Here is a 15,939-nt window from a genome sequence, read left to right as displayed (position 1 = left end):
TAACGGTGACGTTTGTCATCAAGACTGAATACTGTTTATCCAAGACACAGAACTTACCAACACGTATATAGGAAGGGCTAACTTACAATGAATAAAATTTCTTTTACCCACCGTACGTAGCAGATTATCCAGCGACTACGACGGACTTAACTATGATAAGTGCAACAGGATATCATGTGATTTTTTCTTCACGCACTTGTTAACTTTATACCGGATTTGCCCAGGCAAATTTCAATAAGAACGCCTTCCTCATGAACAATATTTATCTAATCAGCAACGTCATTAGTGGCGGAAAGACCTATCTCGAGTATCTTATTCCCGCACTCGATGCTCTTCGCAATGACTTTAACTGCATCGTACTTCAAACGAATAGAACCGGACTAAGCAAACAAGAAGCAGAAGACTTTCTCAACTTTCCTGTCACCGAAGTTGATGTAGAATTCATTGCAAGCCTGGAATCACAAGTCGTCATATCGAACGATGCCTGGATCGGACGCTTTCTTGACGATTCAAACTTTGGTGTTTTCATCAGTCATGGCAATGTCGGAATGCCGGCAAAAGACCCCTACTATTATGCTGAACTGACTGCCTATTGGGACGCTATTGTTTCGCCGTCCAGATCGGCCTGTCATTTGACCAGTACAGGGCTGCAGCTTTACAGACGCGCCAGGAAATCACTGAAAGCTTCGATACCTGACGGAATAGGATTACGCTCGGACCTGCGCACAACAAGCCCGATCCCGACGCGCCCGATAAAAATCGCTGAGTTCATCGATGTTTTCCCATCGGTCAAGAAAACCACCAATGAACATGTTATAGGACTGCTGCCAACTCAACTTGGCATTTGCCCCACGAATGCAACCCTGTATGAAAACCTGCAAACCGTTCTGAATACCGTCAAGTCGCAACTCCCTCATGCCAGATTCATTTTGCGTCCGTACATGACTGACATTGAACACCCGGTTGTAAAAAGTTTATGCGACCAGCTTTCCACTTGTGAATGGGTCACTATCGATGAACCAGGAACGAGCAGTAAAGACTTTTACCAGAAATGCGACACCATCATCACGGATGCCTCGACTGGCGGTGTTTCATTCATGCTCAGCTCGGGCAAACTACCTATTTATTACGTTCCACCTACGGACGAAAACAACCCCATAGTTGACGTCTGGCTAAAGGAACTGGACAACTTGTTGCCCATCGCAAAAAACAGCGAAGAACTCAAAGATCTAGCCCTTGGGCTCAGCCTGCTGAGTGCCGAGGACAGCCACTCTATTTACAAGAAGTTCTACCAATCGCAATTCAGCGACCTGCCATGCCCTAAAGAGATGTTAAGAGATTTGGTTGAATATCGGCACGCGTCGAAATTCTACGGTTCCATGATCAACTCTTTTGGCCATACCGTTGATCGAGATCAACAGTAAATAGTGCACGCTGAACCTCATGCAATGGTTCAGCCTGCCGACATACTCACATCGAACACAAGTCAGAACGATATGAAACGCGAGTCGGGTGGACAGGTAGTCTGGATTACAGGCCTTTCGGGTGCGGGCAAGTCGACTCTGGCCGAGGAGCTCGTTGCCAAGCTACGTGGCATCGGCCAATCAGTGGTCTTGCTGGATGGAGACGAGCTGCGCGAGGTATTTGGTGCAGCCGCCAATAACTCACAAAACCACGGCCGTGAAGGTCGCCTGGCCCTTGCGATGCAGTATGCCCGGCTATGCAGAATGCTCGCTGCGCAGGGGCAGACCGTGGTCATTGGCACAATTTCGCTGTTTCGTGAGGTTCACGAGTGGAACCGCGCCCACCTGCCAGGTTACTTCGAGGTCTATCTGAAGGTACCCGTAGAGGAGTTGCGTCGGCGCGATCCCAAGGGAATCTACCGTCGGTTCGATGCAGGTGAACTACACAACGTTGCCGGACTTGATCTGGTCATTGATGAACCGCTAGAAGCAGACTGCCTGGTTGAGTTCGATCCAGAACGCTCCAGCCAGAGCCTGGCGGATTATTTAGTCAAACAAATTCATAGAAGGAACATTGTATGAAAACCGAATGGGACTACACCACGCTGGCCGATGCTTACCTCAAGCGCCCTGACTACGCCGATGCCGCCATTGACGCCATGTTGTCGATCGCAGGTGCCCAAAAAGGCGACAAGTTCTGCGATGTCGGTGCCGGTGTTGCGCACTTGACGCTGATGTTGGCCGCTCGCGGCCTGGATGTCATCGCGGTGGAACCGAACGACGCGATGCGCACCAATGGCATCAAGCGCACCGCCGAGTTGAGCAACGTGAAGTGGCATGAAGGTACCGGTGAGGTCACTGGGCAATCGTCTCAAGCGTTTGACATGGTCACGTTCGGCAGTTCCTTCAATGTCTGCGACCGCCAACAGGCCCTCAAGGAAACATCACGTATTCTCAAGCCACGTGGCTGGTTCGCCTGCATGTGGAACCATCGTCACCTCGACGACCCGATCCAGGCCCGTATCGAGGCCATCATCAAAGAGCGAGTAGCCGGTTATGGCTACGGTACTCGTCGTGAAGATCAGACTGCCGTGATCGATGCCAGCGAACTGTTCGGTCCGGTTGTTCACCTGGATGCGCGAGTCATTCACGAGCAATCCATTGCAGAGTGCCTTGAAGCCTGGCGGTCTCACGCCACGCTGGAACGTCAGGCCGGCGCGCGTTTCCACGAAGTGATTGACGCGATTGACGACTACTTGCAAAGCCTTCAGACGCCATCAATCCAGATTCCGTACTCGACAAACATCTGGGTCGCTCAACTGAGATAACGCCTAATGGCCCTGCATTTCTCAACGAAGGCCGGCACCCTGTCCAGCCTTCAAGGGCGGCTTGCGTCGGCGCGCATTGCTCCACTGCTGTCGTTCACTGTGGCGGATTGGCGAATGGATCAGCGCGCCTGTGTGGGGGATATTCAGAGACAACTGCCTGTCGCCCCCTGGATCGTACGCTCCAGTTGCGGGCGCGAGGACAGCGCCCAGGCGTCCTTCGCCGGTGCTTTCCTATCGGTGCCGAACGTCGATGAGGCGGGCTTGATATCCGCGATCGAACAGGTCATCGCCAGTTATGGAGATGTGCACCTTACAGACGAGATCCTGATTCAGCCGATGTTAGGCAACGTAGCGCGTTCAGGTGTTGCCTTTTCCCATGACCCCAACACCTGCGCTCCGTATCGGATAGTGAACTGGTCGGAAGGCAGCGACACGGCAGCGGTCACTGGCGGTATGGGTGGGCGGCTCTGGCAGCAGGCGGCGCACAGCAGGGTTTCACCACCAGCGTCCCTCGCCCCCGTAGTTGCCTTGCTCGAAGAGCTGCTGGACCTGTTCGGAGACGAGCCCGTTGATTGCGAATTCGCGGTCACAACCGAAACCGAAGGCGAGACACTGTGGCTGCTCCAGGCACGCCCCCTGATCCTGCCCTCGCGGCCTGAGTCTGCAACAACGCAGTTTGCCCGGCTCGAGAGTATTCAGAGCAAAGTGGAACGCGGCATGCGGCCACATCCTTTCCTGATCGGCCAGCGCACAGTGTATGGCGTGATGCCCGACTGGAACCCGGCAGAAATTATCGGTATCCGCCCAAAACCGTTGGCGCTTTCGCTATATCGGGATCTGGTCACAGACTCGATCTGGGCCTACCAGCGTCACAACTATGGCTACCGTAACTTGCGCAGCTTTCCACTGATGCCGCATTTTTTCGGCCTGCCTTATATCGATGTGCGCCTGTCGTTCAACTCCTTCATTCCGGCGGACCTCGATGAAGGATTGGCCGGACGCCTGGTCGATTACTACATTGATCGGTTGCTGGCTGAACCGACATTACACGACAAGGTGGAGTTCGAGATTGTTTACTCCTGCTACACCCTGGACTTGTCGCAGCAATTGGAACGTTTGCGCAGTGCAGGTTTTCTCGATCACGAACTGGAAGCCATCAGCACCAGTTTGCGCAAGTTGACCAATCGGATCGTTCATCCCAAGGATGGTCTGTGGCGCAGCGACGCGAACAAGCTTGACGTACTCAACGCCCGCCGCGAGGCACTGTTGGCGTCCAACGCTGATCCGCTGGAGCGCATTTATTGGCTACTGGAAGATGCCAAACGTTACGGCACCCTGCCCTTTGCTGGCCTGGCACGTGCAGGCTTCGTGGCGGTACAGATGCTCAGATCGCTGGTCAGCGTCGGCGTATTCTCGCAAGCTGATTACGATGCGTTCATGGCGGGTGTTTCCACCGTCAGCGGTCAGCTGGCACGTGACCGCGCCACCCTCGACAAGACAACATTCCTGGCGCGCTACGGGCATTTGCGACCGGGCACCTACGACATCCTCTCGCCTCGCTACGATGAGGCTCCCGAGCTCTATTTCGACTGGACTCAAAGCCCAGCTGCACCAGAACCCGTTCGACCCTTTTCTCTGACGCTGCCACAGATGCGCGAGATCGTGCAGTTGCTTGAGGTCCATGGCCTGCAGCCTGATCCGGTGGGTCTGCTGGACTTCCTGCAAAACGGCATCGAACTGCGCGAGCTGGCCAAATTTCACTTCACGCGCAATCTCTCGGACGCGCTGGCGCTGATTGCTCAGGTGGGTGCTCAACATGGGATTGACCGAGAAGACCTGGCCTATTGCGATATCAGCGCCTTCAAGGAGTTGCACGTTGCGGCAGCGGATCCGAAAGAAGTGCTGTTGCGCAGCATCGAGCAAGGCAAGGCTCGTTACGCAGAGACACTCAAAGTCTCTTTGCCGCCGGTCATTACCTGCCCCGAGGATGTCTGGAGTTTCGAGTGGCCAGAAACGGCACCCAATTTCATCACTCAAAAGAGGGTGACCGCGCCCGTGGTGCAGTGCGATGACCGGCAAAAACTCGCCGGGGCGATTGTCTGCATCCCCAATGCGGACCCAGGCTTCGACTGGTTGTTTGCGTACCCGATTGCCGGACTGATCACCGCGTGGGGTGGGGCCAATTCGCACATGGCAATACGTGCTGGCGAACTTGGACTGCCAGCGGTCATTGGTGCAGGCGAGGTACTCTACCGTCGCTGGTCGACGGCGGACTTCCTGCACCTGGACTGCCCGGGCCGCAGGGTGGAGATGATGTCGTGAAAATAGTCGCTGTCAGCCAACGCGTGGACACTCACCCGGAGCGCGGTGAAACCCGTGATGCACTGGACCAGCGCCTGAGCGGTTTTTTGCTGGCGGCAGGCCTCATCCCCGTGCCGGTACCCAACGGCTTAAGCCGGCAATCGCCGGATGAGCTGGATCACTGGCTGGCAGCAGTATCGCCGCAAGCAGTTGTTCTTTCAGGGGGCAATGACATCGGTCAATACCCGGCCCGCGACCAGACTGAAAGCAGGATGCTCGACCACGCGCGTACACGCAATCTGCCAGTTTTGGGGATCTGCCGGGGCATGCAGATGCTGGCCCACTGGTCAGGTAGCGGGTTGAAACCGGTGACAGGGCATGTGCGCACCCGGCACCGGTTATCAGGGTTGATCGTGTCCGAGGTCAATAGCTATCACGGTTTCGCCCTTGAGAATTGTCCGCAAGGTTTTGAAGTGATGGCACGAAGCGAAGACGGCGAGATCGAAGCGATCAGACACCTTCACCTGCCTTGGCAAGGCTGGATGTGGCACCCAGAGCGCGAAACCGCTTTTGCCGCGCACGATATTGAGCGTATCCAGCAGTTGTTCAACATCACCAATTCCACTCAAGAACTCACAGGATAGAATTGTTGTGAAAGCCATTATTCTGGCTGCCGGGCGTGGCAGTCGCATGAAAAGCCTCACGGACGAGCGCCCCAAGTGTCTTGTGCAATTGCGCGGCAAACCCTTGCTGGAGTGGCAGTTAGAATCGCTGCGTGCGGCGGGCATCAGTGACATCGCCGTGGTGACAGGCTATAAACGTGAACTGCTGGCAGACCGCGGCCTGGGCGAGTTTCATAATTCACGCTGGGCAGACACCAATATGGTGTCGTCGCTAGCCTGTGCCGAGTCCTGGCTTGAGGGCCAGCCATGCATCGTCAGTTACTCGGATATTTTCTACAGCCCGGTGGCCGTCCAGTCGTTGATGGCGAGCACGGCATCGCTGGCCGTCACTTACGATCCCAACTGGCTGCAGTTATGGACGGAGCGTTTCGGCGATCCATTGCTGGATGCCGAAACATTCCGCCTCACCGCTGCCAACACACTGGCTGAAATTGGCAACAAGCCACACTCGGTGGACGAAGTCCAAGGCCAATACATGGGGCTGTTACGATTCACTCCTGAAGGGTGGGCTGAAGTCGTTCGCCTGCGCGCAGGCTTGACCCAGCAGCAGCGTGACAGCATGCACATGACCAACACCTTGCAGCGTGTCATCAATGCGGGCCGAGTGCCGATTGAGGCTCTTTCTTACACAGGAGAATGGGGAGAGATCGACTCCAGTGAAGACCTCTGCGTGTATCAATAATCCACAACATTTCAACGAAACCGGTCAACCTCAGAACGCAAATCCGCAGCCAGCTTTTCCAGTTCCTTGGCGGTGACGGCCAGGTTGGAAACCACCTCACGCTGCTCGCTGTTGGCCAGGGCAATGCTCTGCAGGTTGCTGCTGAGCAACGTCGCGGTGCTGCTTTGCTCTTGGGTCGCGGTGGTGATCGCCGCAAATTGCTGACCGGCCGAACGGCTTTGCTCATCGATCCGCGCCAGTGCCGAAGCTACGTTGGCGTTGCGTGACAGACCTTCCTGCATCAGCACGTTGCCCTGCTCCATGGTGCTGATGGCGTTGCCGGTTTCCTGCTGGATGCTTTGGATCATGCCGGAAATTTCATCAGTCGCCTGACGAGTGCGGGACGCCAGGTTGCGTACTTCATCAGCCACCACGGCGAAACCGCGCCCCTGTTCACCCGCGCGGGCCGCTTCAATCGCAGCGTTCAACGCCAGCAGATTGGTCTGTTCGGCAATCGAGGTGATCACGCCGACGATGCCGCCGATTTCCTGGGAGCGCTGCCCCAAGGTGTTGATCACCGTCGCCGTGCTGTTCAACGCCCCGGCAATTTGCTCCAGCGACGAAGATGCTTCGTCCATAGAGGTACGACCGATCTGGGTTTGTTGGGCGTTTTCCTGGGCCAGACGCTGGGTGCTGCCCATGTTGTCGGCGATGTTCAGGGAAGTCGCGCTGAACTCTTCCACAGCGCCCGCCATGCTGGTGATTTCGCCGGATTGCTGCTCCATCCCTTCATAAGCGCCGCCTGACAAACCGGACAAGGCCTGGGCGCGGCTATTGACCTCCATCGAAGCGGTACGGATGTGCTCGACCATGGTCGACAACGCCTGGCTCATCTGGTTGAAGGCTCGGGCCAACTGGCCGATTTCATCATTGCTCGACACGCTCAGGCGTACGCTCAAATCACCGGCGCCCAAGGCTTCGGCCTGACGCACCAGATCACCCAGCGGTGCCAATTTGCTGCGCAGCAGCCAGACCGCAGAACCGACCGCGATCAACATCGCCAACAGACTGCCGATGGCCAGCTGAATGCCGACGCTCCAGGTCACAGCGCTGATTTCGGTCTTCGGCATGCTTGCCACCACCGACCACGGCCCGCCTTCGAACGGCACGGCAATGCTGTAGAAGTCTTGCGACGTGTCGCTCCAGAAACTGCCCTTGCCCGGGGTCTTCGCAAGCGCCACAACGGCCGGGACCGCTTGATCCAGCGCCTGCACACCAGCAATCGGGACCAGCCATTTATTTTGCTCATCCAGCAACGCCAGAGAGCCGGTCTGGCCGATGCGGAAGCGCTTGAGGTTTTCGAACTGGGCATTCTGCGCGTCGGTGTAATCGAAACCTACGTACAGCACCGCAAAGACTTTGCCGCTGCTGTCACGCACCGGGGTGTACTGCGACATGTAGAAGCGTTCGAACAACAGGGACCGACCCACGTAACTCTGCCCCGCCATCAATCGGGCGTAGGCCGGATTCGCATGATCGAGCACAGTGCCGATGGCACGACTGCCGTCTTGCTTGGTGACGTTGGTGCTGACCCGGATGAAATCCTCACCGCTGCGCACGAACACCGTGGCCACACCGGCGGTCATCTGCTTGAACTGGTCCACTTCGTTGAAATTGTTGTTCAGCACTTCGCTGCCCAGGTGCAGACCCGGGGTCTGCGTACCCGCGACAGCCACCGGCTCTTCCGGGTGCACACTCAAACCGGCACTGAAGCGCTTTTCAAACAGCCCGGCCAGGCGCTGGGTGCTTTCACGCAGGGTGCCGTGAAAGGTGCTCAATTGATCGGCCAACAACCGGGCCTCACTGGCCAGATGCTCTTCGCGAGTGGCCAGATTGGCCGTGTCCAGCGAGCGCAGGGCGAACAAGGTACTGCCGCTGATGACGATCGCCAGTATCACGGCAAGCGCAAGACCTAGCTGTGAAGCGATCCGGGCACGAGGTTGAGACATGACAGCTCCTGGCCGAGCAACCGGATCATCCTGATCTCAGCGCACACTCAGCATTAATTTTCTAATAATGGGAAAACGTCGAACCTGCACGAAGGTTCCATGTGCAGATATTCGGCGGCTGGCGGGAATACTTGAGCATTTAACCGGGATATGGCTCAAGGCCGCTACTGCGGCGGGTTCATCGTTTCAGCTCAAGCGCTCGACATCGGGCAATTCCATGGCCCTCACTTCGTTTTGCAGGAAGTCGCTAAGGCGGCGCATCCGCTCACCGCCAGGACGGGTTTTCGGCCAGACCAGGTAATATTTCTCACCGCTGGCAACGGCGGTCGGCCACGGCAAACTCAGACGCCCCTGTGCCACATCCTCCGCCACCATCAGCAAATCCCCCATGGACACGCCGTAGCCTCGGGCCGCGGCGATCATCCCCAATTCAAGCGTGTCGAACACCTGCCCACCCTTGAGCGACACCTGCTCGGCCAGCCCCATGCGCTCCAGCCAGTTGCGCCAGTCACGGCGGTCCGGAGTCGGGTGCAGCAGTTCGGTGTTCACCAGACGCGCCACGTCCCAAGGCTGATCGTTCAGCAGATTGGGCGCACCCACCGGGATCAACTCCTCGGGGAACAGGTAACTCGCCTCCCAGTCGGGCGGGAAATGTCCGTTGCTCAACAACACCGCGCAGTCGAACGGCTCATCATTGAAATCCACCGAATCGACATCCATCCAGGCGCTGGTCAATTGCACTTCATTGCCCGGCTGCAAATGACGGAAGCGACTGAGGCGCGCAAGCAGCCAGCGCATGGTCAGGGTCGACGGGGCTTTCATGCGCAGGATGTCGTCTTCGGCGCGCAAGGTATTACAAGCCCGCTCCAGCGCGGTGAAGCCCTCACGAATGCCCGGCAACAACATCCGGGCCGACTCGGTCAGTTGCAGATTGCGGCCACTGCGATGAAACAAGCGGCAGGCAAAATGCTCTTCGAGTGTACGAATATGTCGACTGACCGCACTTTGCGTGATCGACAGCTCTTCGGCGGCGCGCGTGAATGAACTGTGCCGCGCCGCCGCTTCGAATGCGCGAAGGGCATATAAGGGAGGAAGCCGACGTGACATTGGGAAAGTTCCTATAGCGCAATGGCGTCACCCTAGCAGAATCTCGCCAGCATGAGTTTGACTCATGCCACCTATCCTTTTTATCCCTTTGTGCAAACCCCGCAGAGCGCCGAGAATCGACGCTTTCCTGTTCTCTCTGACATTCGAGCGTGATGATCATGCAGCATCCAGCGCGTATTGAACTCTGGGCCATCCTGCGGCTGGCGGGGCCGTTGATTGCCTCGCAGTTGGCGCACATGTTGATGGTCCTCACCGACACTTTGATGATGGCGCGCCTGAGTCCCGAAGCCTTGGCTGGCGGTGGACTCGGCGCGGCGACGTATTCGTTCGTGTCGATTTTCTGCATCGGCGTGATTGCTGCGGTCGGCACATTGGTGGCGATCCGTCAGGGCGCGGGCGACATTGTCGGCGCGACCCGGTTAACCCAGGCCGGACTGTGGCTGGCGTGGTTAATGGCGCTGGTGGCCGGTTTGCTGTTGTGGAATCTGAAACCGGTGTTGCTGCTGTTCGGCCAGACCGAGAGCAACGTGCAATCGGCCGGACAGTTCCTGATCTTCCTGCCGTTCGCCCTGCCCGGCTACCTGAGCTTCATGGCCTTGCGTGGTTTCACCAGCGCCATCGGTCGCGCGACACCGGTGATGGTCATCAGCCTGGGCGGTACGGTGGCCAATTTCCTGCTCAACTATGCGTTGATCACCGGCATGTTCGGCCTGCCTAAGCTCGGTTTGATGGGCATCGGCCTGGTCACGGCGATCGTGGCCAATCTCATGGCACTGGCGCTGGCGTGGCACATTCGTCGGCATCCCGCCTATGACGCCTATCCGCTGCGTAAGGGCCTGTCGCGACCTAACCGGCAATACCTGAAGGAGTTGTGGCGCCTGGGCTTGCCGATCGGCGGCACTTACGCGGTGGAGGTCGGGCTGTTTGCGTTCGCGGCGCTGTGCATGGGCACCATGGGCAGTACGCAACTGGCGGCACATCAGATCGCCCTGCAAATCGTCTCAGTGGCGTTCATGGTCCCGGCGGGCATTTCCTACGCGATCACCATGCGCATCGGCCAGCACTACGGCGCCGGGCAACTGCTGGACGCGCGGCTGGCCGGACGTGTCGGCATCGCCTTCGGCGCGGCCGCGATGCTGTGCTTTGCCATGGTGTTCTGGCTGCTGCCCAATCAGTTGATCGGCTTGTTCCTCGATCACGATGATCCGGCGTTTCGCGAGGTCATCAACCTGGCGGTGAGCCTGCTGGCGGTGGCGGCATGGTTCGAGCTGTTCGACGGCACGCAAACCATCGCCATGGGCTGCATTCGCGGACTCAAGGACGCCAAGACCACGTTCCTGGTTGGTCTGGGTTGCTATTGGCTGATTGGCGCGCCAGCGGCGTGGTGGATGGCGTTCCATTTGAACTGGGGGCCGACAGGCGTCTGGTGGGGTTTGGCACTGGGGTTGGCCTTCGCGGCGGTGAGCCTGACGTTGGCGTTTGAATGGAAGATGAAGCGGATGATTCGGCGAGAGCCGGCGTCAGGCCGATTCGAAGCCATTCGGCCTCAATGAAGTCCTTGTAGGAGCTGGCTTGCCAGCGATAGCGACCTGACCGTCACATCATTGCTGGCTGTCAGGCCATCATCGCCAGCAAGCCGGCTCCTACAGGTGGTTTGCGGGGCTTAGCCGACGATTTCCAGCGCTGGCTGCTGACTGCTGCCAAACGTCAGGTATTCCACCAATTCCGCCAACGGCAACGGTTTGCTGATCAGGTAACCCTGCACCTGATCGCAGTCAAACCCGCGCAGCAGATCCAACTGCTCCGGTGTTTCCACCCCTTCGGCGACAACTTCAAGATTGAGGTTGTGCGCCAGGTTGATCATCGCGTGGACCAGCTTGCGATTCTCTTCGCGTTGCTCCATGCCGCCGACAAAGCTTTTGTCGATCTTCAGCAAGGTGATCGGCAGGCTGTTGAGGTGCACGAACGATGAGAACCCGGTACCGAAGTCATCGAGAGAGAAGCGCACGCCCAGGCGCCCGAGGGCGTCCATGGTCTGCTTGACCAGATCACTGCGGCGCATGACCGCGGTTTCGGTCAGTTCGAATTCCAGCCACTGCGCTTCCACGCCCCGTTCGGCAATCAGCCGGCTCAGGGTCGAGAGCAACTGGCTGTCCTGAAACTGCCGGAACGACAGGTTGATCGCCATGTGCAACGGCGGCAGACCGCGTTCGCGCAGCGCCTGCATGTCGCGCAAGGCTCGGGAAATCACCCAGTAGCCGAGCGGCACGATCAAGCCGCTTTGTTCGGCCAGCGGCACGAATTCGCTTGGCGGCAGCAAGCCGCGCTCGCTGTGACGCCAGCGCACCAAGGCTTCGAGGCCGACGATTTGCCCGTCCTCAAGGTTCAGGCGTGGCTGGTAATGCAGCTCCAGCTCATCGCGGCGTAACGCCCGGCGCAGCTCGGTTTCAAGATCGGCGATGCTACGGGCATTGCGGTTGATGCGTTCGTTGAAGATGTGAAAGGTGCAACCCTGGGTGCTCTTGGCTTGCTGCATGGCGATGTGCGCGTGCCACATCAACGGATCGGCGCCAGCCTGGGCACGGGCGTGGGCAATGCCGAGGCTGGAGCCGATCAACAGACTTTCCCCATCGACCCAATAAGGCTCGGCCAGCGCTTCGGTAATGCGTTCGGCCATCCACTCGGCGCGCTGCGGGGCTCGGCGGGTGTCGATCAGCAAGGCGAATTCATCGCTGCCCAGTCGTGCCAGTTGATCGCCGGCCTCCAGCTGGCTTTTGAGCCGCGCGACCACTTGCAGGATCAAGCGGTCACCGGCCTGGTGGCCGAGGGCATCGTTGGCGTGACGGAAGTTGTCGAGATCGAGGTGGCCCAGCGCCAGGCCGCGCCCCTCGTTTTCTGCCAGCCGCGCGGTCAGCAAGGTCTGGAAACCCTGACGGTTGGCGATGCCGGTCAGCGGGTCTTGCTCGGCCAGGCGTTGCAGAGTGGTTTCCAGCACGCCGCGCTCACGCACATGCCGCAGGCACCGGCGAAGCATGCCCGGGTCGAGGTGGTCGCGAACCAGCCAGTCGCTCACACCGTCAGGCGGGAACTGCGGCTCATGCTCGAGCAACAACACCGTTGGCAGGCAGCAACGGCCCGGCGCCGGCTGAAGGGCCGGGATCGTCAACAACACCGCGCTGCGGTTGTCATCAAACAGACTGCTGACCGACTCCCAACTCGGCGCGCTGATGAGCACGGCCGAGCTCCCCATCGGAGCCAGACACTCGCGCAACAACGCTGCCCACGCTGGCTCTTCGGCCAGTAGCAGCAAACGCAAGGGTTCGACAGGCGTAGACAAGCTAGCTCCCTAGACTCTGCAAAGATGTAGGCGACCGGCATTATGCCGTGCCGATAACTAATGACAATGACATCAGTTATCAAACGAGACCTTTGTATCCGGAATTACGAACATTTGCCGTAAATTCATTGCGCATCCTGCGTGAAAGTATCAAAACCGGCAAATATAGATAGCGTTGTGCGTCACAAGTCGGACAGAGCAGCACAATTCGCTGAGCCTGTTAAAATGCCGGCCCATTTCGTGACTGACTCCTGAATTTACCTATGTCCCGACTCAATCCCCGGCAGCAAGAAGCCGTGAGCTACGTCGGCGGCCCTCTTTTGGTGCTCGCCGGTGCAGGCTCCGGCAAGACCAGCGTGATCACGCGCAAGATTGCCCACCTGATCCAGAACTGCGGCATCCGCGCCCAGTACATCGTCGCCATGACCTTCACCAACAAAGCTGCGCGGGAGATGAAGGAGCGGGTCGGCACCCTGCTGCGCGCCGGTGAAGGCCGCGGGCTGACGGTCTGCACCTTCCACAACCTGGGCCTGAACATCATCCGCAAGGAGCACGTGCGGCTGGGCTACAAACCCGGTTTCTCGATTTTCGACGAGACCGACGTCAAGGCCCTGATGACCGACATCATGCAGAAGGAATACTCGGGCGACGACGGCGTCGACGAGATCAAGAACATGATCGGGGCCTGGAAAAACGACCTGATCCTGCCAGCCCAGGCCCTGGAAAATGCGCGCAACCCCAAGGAGCAGACCGCTGCCATCGTCTACACCCACTATCAGCGCACGCTCAAGGCGTTCAACGCGGTGGACTTCGACGACTTGATCCTGCTGCCGGTAAAACTGTTCGAAGAACACGCCGACATTCTGGAAAAGTGGCAGAACAAGGTGCGTTACCTGCTGGTCGACGAATACCAGGACACCAACGCCAGCCAGTACCTGCTGGTGAAAATGCTCATCGGCAAGCGAAACCAGTTCACCGTGGTGGGCGACGACGACCAGTCGATCTACGCCTGGCGCGGCGCACGCCCGGAAAACCTGATGCTGCTCAAGGACGACTACCCGTCCTTGAAAGTGGTGATGCTGGAGCAGAACTATCGCTCCACCAGCCGCATCTTGCGCTGCGCCAACGTGCTGATCTCGAACAACCCCCACGAATTCGAAAAGCAGCTGTGGAGTGAAATGGGCCACGGCGATGAGATCCGCGTGATCCGCTGCCGCAACGAAGACGCCGAAGCCGAGCGCGTCGCCGTGGAAATCCTCAGCCTGCACTTGCGCACAGACCGGCCCTACAGCGATTTTGCGATCCTCTATCGCGGCAACTACCAGGCCAAGTTGATCGAGCTGAAATTGCAACATCACCAGGTGCCGTATCGTTTGTCTGGCGGCAACAGCTTCTTCGGCCGCCAGGAAGTGAAAGACCTGATGGCCTACTTCCGCCTGATCGTGAACCCGGATGACGACAACGCCTTCCTGCGGGTGATTAACGTCCCGCGCCGGGAAATCGGTTCGACGACGCTGGAAAAACTCGGCAACTACGCCACCGAGCGCAAGATCTCGATGTACGCCGCCACCGACGAAATCGGGCTGGGCGAGCACCTGGACTCGCGCTTCACCGATCGCCTGTCGCGCTTCAAGCGCTTCATGGACAAGGTCCGCGAGCAGTGCGCCGGTGAAGACCCGATTTCGGCGCTGCGCAGCATGGTCATGGACATCGACTACGAAAACTGGCTGCGCACCAACAGCTCCAGCGACAAGGCTGCCGACTACCGCATGGGCAACGTCTGGTTCCTGATCGAGGCGTTGAAAAACACCCTGGAGAAGGACGAAGAAGGCGAGATGACCGTCGAAGACGCCATCGGCAAACTCGTCCTGCGCGACATGCTCGAGCGCCAGCAAGAAGAGGAAGACGGCGCCGAAGGCGTGCAGATGATGACCTTGCACGCGTCCAAGGGCCTGGAATTCCCCTACGTGTTCATCATGGGCATGGAAGAGGAAATCCTGCCGCACCGCTCCAGCATCGAAGCCGACACCATCGAAGAAGAACGCCGCCTGGCCTACGTGGGCATTACCCGCGCGCGCCAGACCCTGGCCTTCACCTTCGCCGCCAAGCGCAAGCAGTACGGCGAGATCATCGACTGCGCACCGAGCCGCTTCCTCGATGAACTGCCGCCGGACGACCTGGCCTGGGAAGGCAACGACGACACCCCGACCGAAGTCAAAGCCGTTCGCGGCAATAGTGCATTGGCCGATATACGCGCGATGTTAAAGCGCTAGAATTGAGCACTTTTTAATCAAAGCATTTTCAAACTAACAACCTTTGACAAGCTAGGCGCATTTCGCGCCAGTAGAGGAAAGCTTCATGGAAGCACTGCACCAGAAAATCCGCGAACAAGGCATCGTGCTTTCCGATCAGGTCCTGAAGGTCGACGCCTTTCTGAACCACCAGATCGACCCGGCCCTGATGAAGCTGATCGGTGACGAATTCGCCGCGCTGTTCAAGGATTCGGGCATCACCAAGATCGTCACCATCGAAGCCTCGGGCATCGCCCCGGCGATCATGACTGGCCTGAACCTCGGCGTGCCGGTGATTTTCGCCCGCAAACAACAATCCCTTACCCTGACCGAAAACCTGCTGTCGGCGACCGTTTACTCGTTCACTAAGAAGACCGAAAGCACCGTGGCCATCTCCCCGCGTCACTTGACCAGCAGCGACCGCGTGCTGATCATCGATGACTTCCTGGCTAACGGTAAGGCGTCCCAGGCGCTGATTTCGATCATCAAACAGGCCGGCGCGACCGTGGCCGGTTTGGGGATCGTGATCGAGAAGTCGTTCCAGGGTGGTCGTGCGGAGCTGGATGCGCAGGGTTATCGCGTTGAGTCGCTGGCACGCGTGCAGTCGCTGAAGGATGGCGTTGTAACCTTCATCGAGTAACGCTGTGATCCCTGTAGGAGCTGGCTTGCCAGCGATGACGGTGTAACTGCCAACATACATGTTGAATGTTATGGCCTCATCGCTGGCAAGCCAGCTCCTACAGGGGATCGTCGTTCCTG

At 58.3% G+C, this 15,939-nt stretch carries 12 protein-coding genes; 9 read left to right on the top strand and 3 right to left on the bottom strand.

Annotated elements, in window-relative coordinates:
- Window positions 1-251: 251 nt before the first annotated feature.
- From ABVN21_RS24110 to ABVN21_RS24085, 6 genes are read left to right on the top strand one after another with little or no spacing between them, the layout of a single operon-like run.
- Window positions 252-1,424 (top strand): hypothetical protein, encoded by a 1,173-nt coding sequence (locus ABVN21_RS24110; protein ID WP_339552572.1) that lies wholly within the window; start codon window positions 252-254, stop codon window positions 1,422-1,424.
- 24 nt (window positions 1,425-1,448) lie between these two features.
- Window positions 1,449-2,045 carry an adenylyl-sulfate kinase gene (locus tag ABVN21_RS24105; protein WP_339552571.1) on the top strand — a complete coding sequence of 199 codons (597 nt, stop codon included), beginning with the start codon at window positions 1,449-1,451 and terminating at the stop codon, window positions 2,043-2,045.
- Window positions 2,042-2,791, top strand: a complete 750-nt coding sequence (locus ABVN21_RS24100) for a methyltransferase domain-containing protein (RefSeq protein WP_339552570.1) — start codon at window positions 2,042-2,044, stop codon at window positions 2,789-2,791. The genes ABVN21_RS24105 and ABVN21_RS24100 overlap by 4 nt, the downstream gene beginning before the upstream one ends.
- Before the next feature lie 6 nt (window positions 2,792-2,797).
- Window positions 2,798-5,113, top strand: coding sequence for a PEP-utilizing enzyme (locus ABVN21_RS24095; protein WP_339552569.1), 2,316 nt, complete (start codon window positions 2,798-2,800; stop codon window positions 5,111-5,113).
- Window positions 5,110-5,736 (top strand): gamma-glutamyl-gamma-aminobutyrate hydrolase family protein, encoded by a 627-nt coding sequence (locus tag ABVN21_RS24090; RefSeq protein WP_339552568.1) that lies wholly within the window; start codon window positions 5,110-5,112, stop codon window positions 5,734-5,736. Before ABVN21_RS24095 ends, ABVN21_RS24090 begins: the two co-directional genes overlap by 4 nt.
- 7 nt (window positions 5,737-5,743) lie before the next feature.
- Window positions 5,744-6,457 carry a phosphocholine cytidylyltransferase family protein gene (locus ABVN21_RS24085; RefSeq protein ID WP_339552567.1) on the top strand — a complete coding sequence of 238 codons (714 nt, stop codon included), beginning with the start codon at window positions 5,744-5,746 and terminating at the stop codon, window positions 6,455-6,457.
- An 11-nt stretch (window positions 6,458-6,468) separates the two neighbouring features.
- Here the strand turns inward: ABVN21_RS24085 and ABVN21_RS24080 are convergent, their stop codons facing one another.
- Together ABVN21_RS24080 and ABVN21_RS24075 are read right to left on the bottom strand one after the other, a co-directional pair.
- Window positions 6,469-8,445, bottom strand: coding sequence for a methyl-accepting chemotaxis protein (locus ABVN21_RS24080; RefSeq protein ID WP_339552566.1), 1,977 nt, complete (start codon window positions 8,443-8,445; stop codon window positions 6,469-6,471).
- 186 nt (window positions 8,446-8,631) lie between these two features.
- A complete protein-coding gene (locus ABVN21_RS24075) occupies window positions 8,632-9,552 on the bottom strand; it encodes a LysR substrate-binding domain-containing protein (protein ID WP_339552565.1) in 921 nt (306 codons plus the stop codon).
- Window positions 9,553-9,710: 158 nt separating this feature from the next.
- On the opposite strand from ABVN21_RS24075, the gene ABVN21_RS24070 reads away from it, so the two are divergent.
- On the top strand, window positions 9,711-11,105 hold the full coding sequence (locus tag ABVN21_RS24070; protein WP_339552564.1) for a NorM family multidrug efflux MATE transporter: 1,395 nt from the start codon (window positions 9,711-9,713) through the stop codon (window positions 11,103-11,105).
- Window positions 11,106-11,215: 110 nt separating this feature from the next.
- Here the strand turns inward: ABVN21_RS24070 and ABVN21_RS24065 are convergent, their stop codons facing one another.
- Window positions 11,216-12,889 carry a bifunctional diguanylate cyclase/phosphodiesterase gene (locus ABVN21_RS24065; protein WP_339552563.1) on the bottom strand — a complete coding sequence of 558 codons (1,674 nt, stop codon included), beginning with the start codon at window positions 12,887-12,889 and terminating at the stop codon, window positions 11,216-11,218.
- Window positions 12,890-13,152: 263 nt separating this feature from the next.
- Between ABVN21_RS24065 and rep the strand changes: the two genes are divergently transcribed.
- Window positions 13,153-15,162 carry a DNA helicase Rep gene (gene rep, locus ABVN21_RS24060; RefSeq protein WP_274073705.1) on the top strand — a complete coding sequence of 670 codons (2,010 nt, stop codon included), beginning with the start codon at window positions 13,153-13,155 and terminating at the stop codon, window positions 15,160-15,162.
- A gap of 85 nt (window positions 15,163-15,247) precedes the next feature.
- Window positions 15,248-15,820, top strand: coding sequence for a xanthine phosphoribosyltransferase (locus tag ABVN21_RS24055; protein WP_123434901.1), 573 nt, complete (start codon window positions 15,248-15,250; stop codon window positions 15,818-15,820).
- Window positions 15,821-15,939: the final 119 nt, after the last annotated feature.

The sequence above is a fragment of the Pseudomonas sp. MYb327 genome (genome assembly GCF_040438925.1).
Classification (GTDB): Bacteria; Pseudomonadota; Gammaproteobacteria; order Pseudomonadales; family Pseudomonadaceae; genus Aquipseudomonas.
The sequence above is the reverse complement of the archived record's forward strand: the minus strand, read 5'-3'. Positions and strand labels throughout refer to the sequence as shown.

Coding starts and splice junctions, on each gene's coding strand:
- ABVN21_RS24110 (WP_339552572.1), top strand. CDS start 252: ATGAACAATATTTATCTAATCAGCAACGTCATTAGTGGCGGAAAGACC.
- ABVN21_RS24105 (WP_339552571.1), top strand. CDS start 1,449: ATGGTTCAGCCTGCCGACATACTCACATCGAACACAAGTCAGAACGAT.
- ABVN21_RS24100 (WP_339552570.1), top strand. CDS start 2,042: ATGAAAACCGAATGGGACTACACCACGCTGGCCGATGCTTACCTCAAG.
- ABVN21_RS24095 (WP_339552569.1), top strand. CDS start 2,798: ATGGCCCTGCATTTCTCAACGAAGGCCGGCACCCTGTCCAGCCTTCAA.
- ABVN21_RS24080 (WP_339552566.1), bottom strand. CDS start 8,445: ATGTCTCAACCTCGTGCCCGGATCGCTTCACAGCTAGGTCTTGCGCTT.
- ABVN21_RS24075 (WP_339552565.1), bottom strand. CDS start 9,552: ATGTCACGTCGGCTTCCTCCCTTATATGCCCTTCGCGCATTCGAAGCG.
- ABVN21_RS24070 (WP_339552564.1), top strand. CDS start 9,711: ATGCAGCATCCAGCGCGTATTGAACTCTGGGCCATCCTGCGGCTGGCG.
- rep (WP_274073705.1), top strand. CDS start 13,153: ATGTCCCGACTCAATCCCCGGCAGCAAGAAGCCGTGAGCTACGTCGGC.
- ABVN21_RS24055 (WP_123434901.1), top strand. CDS start 15,248: ATGGAAGCACTGCACCAGAAAATCCGCGAACAAGGCATCGTGCTTTCC.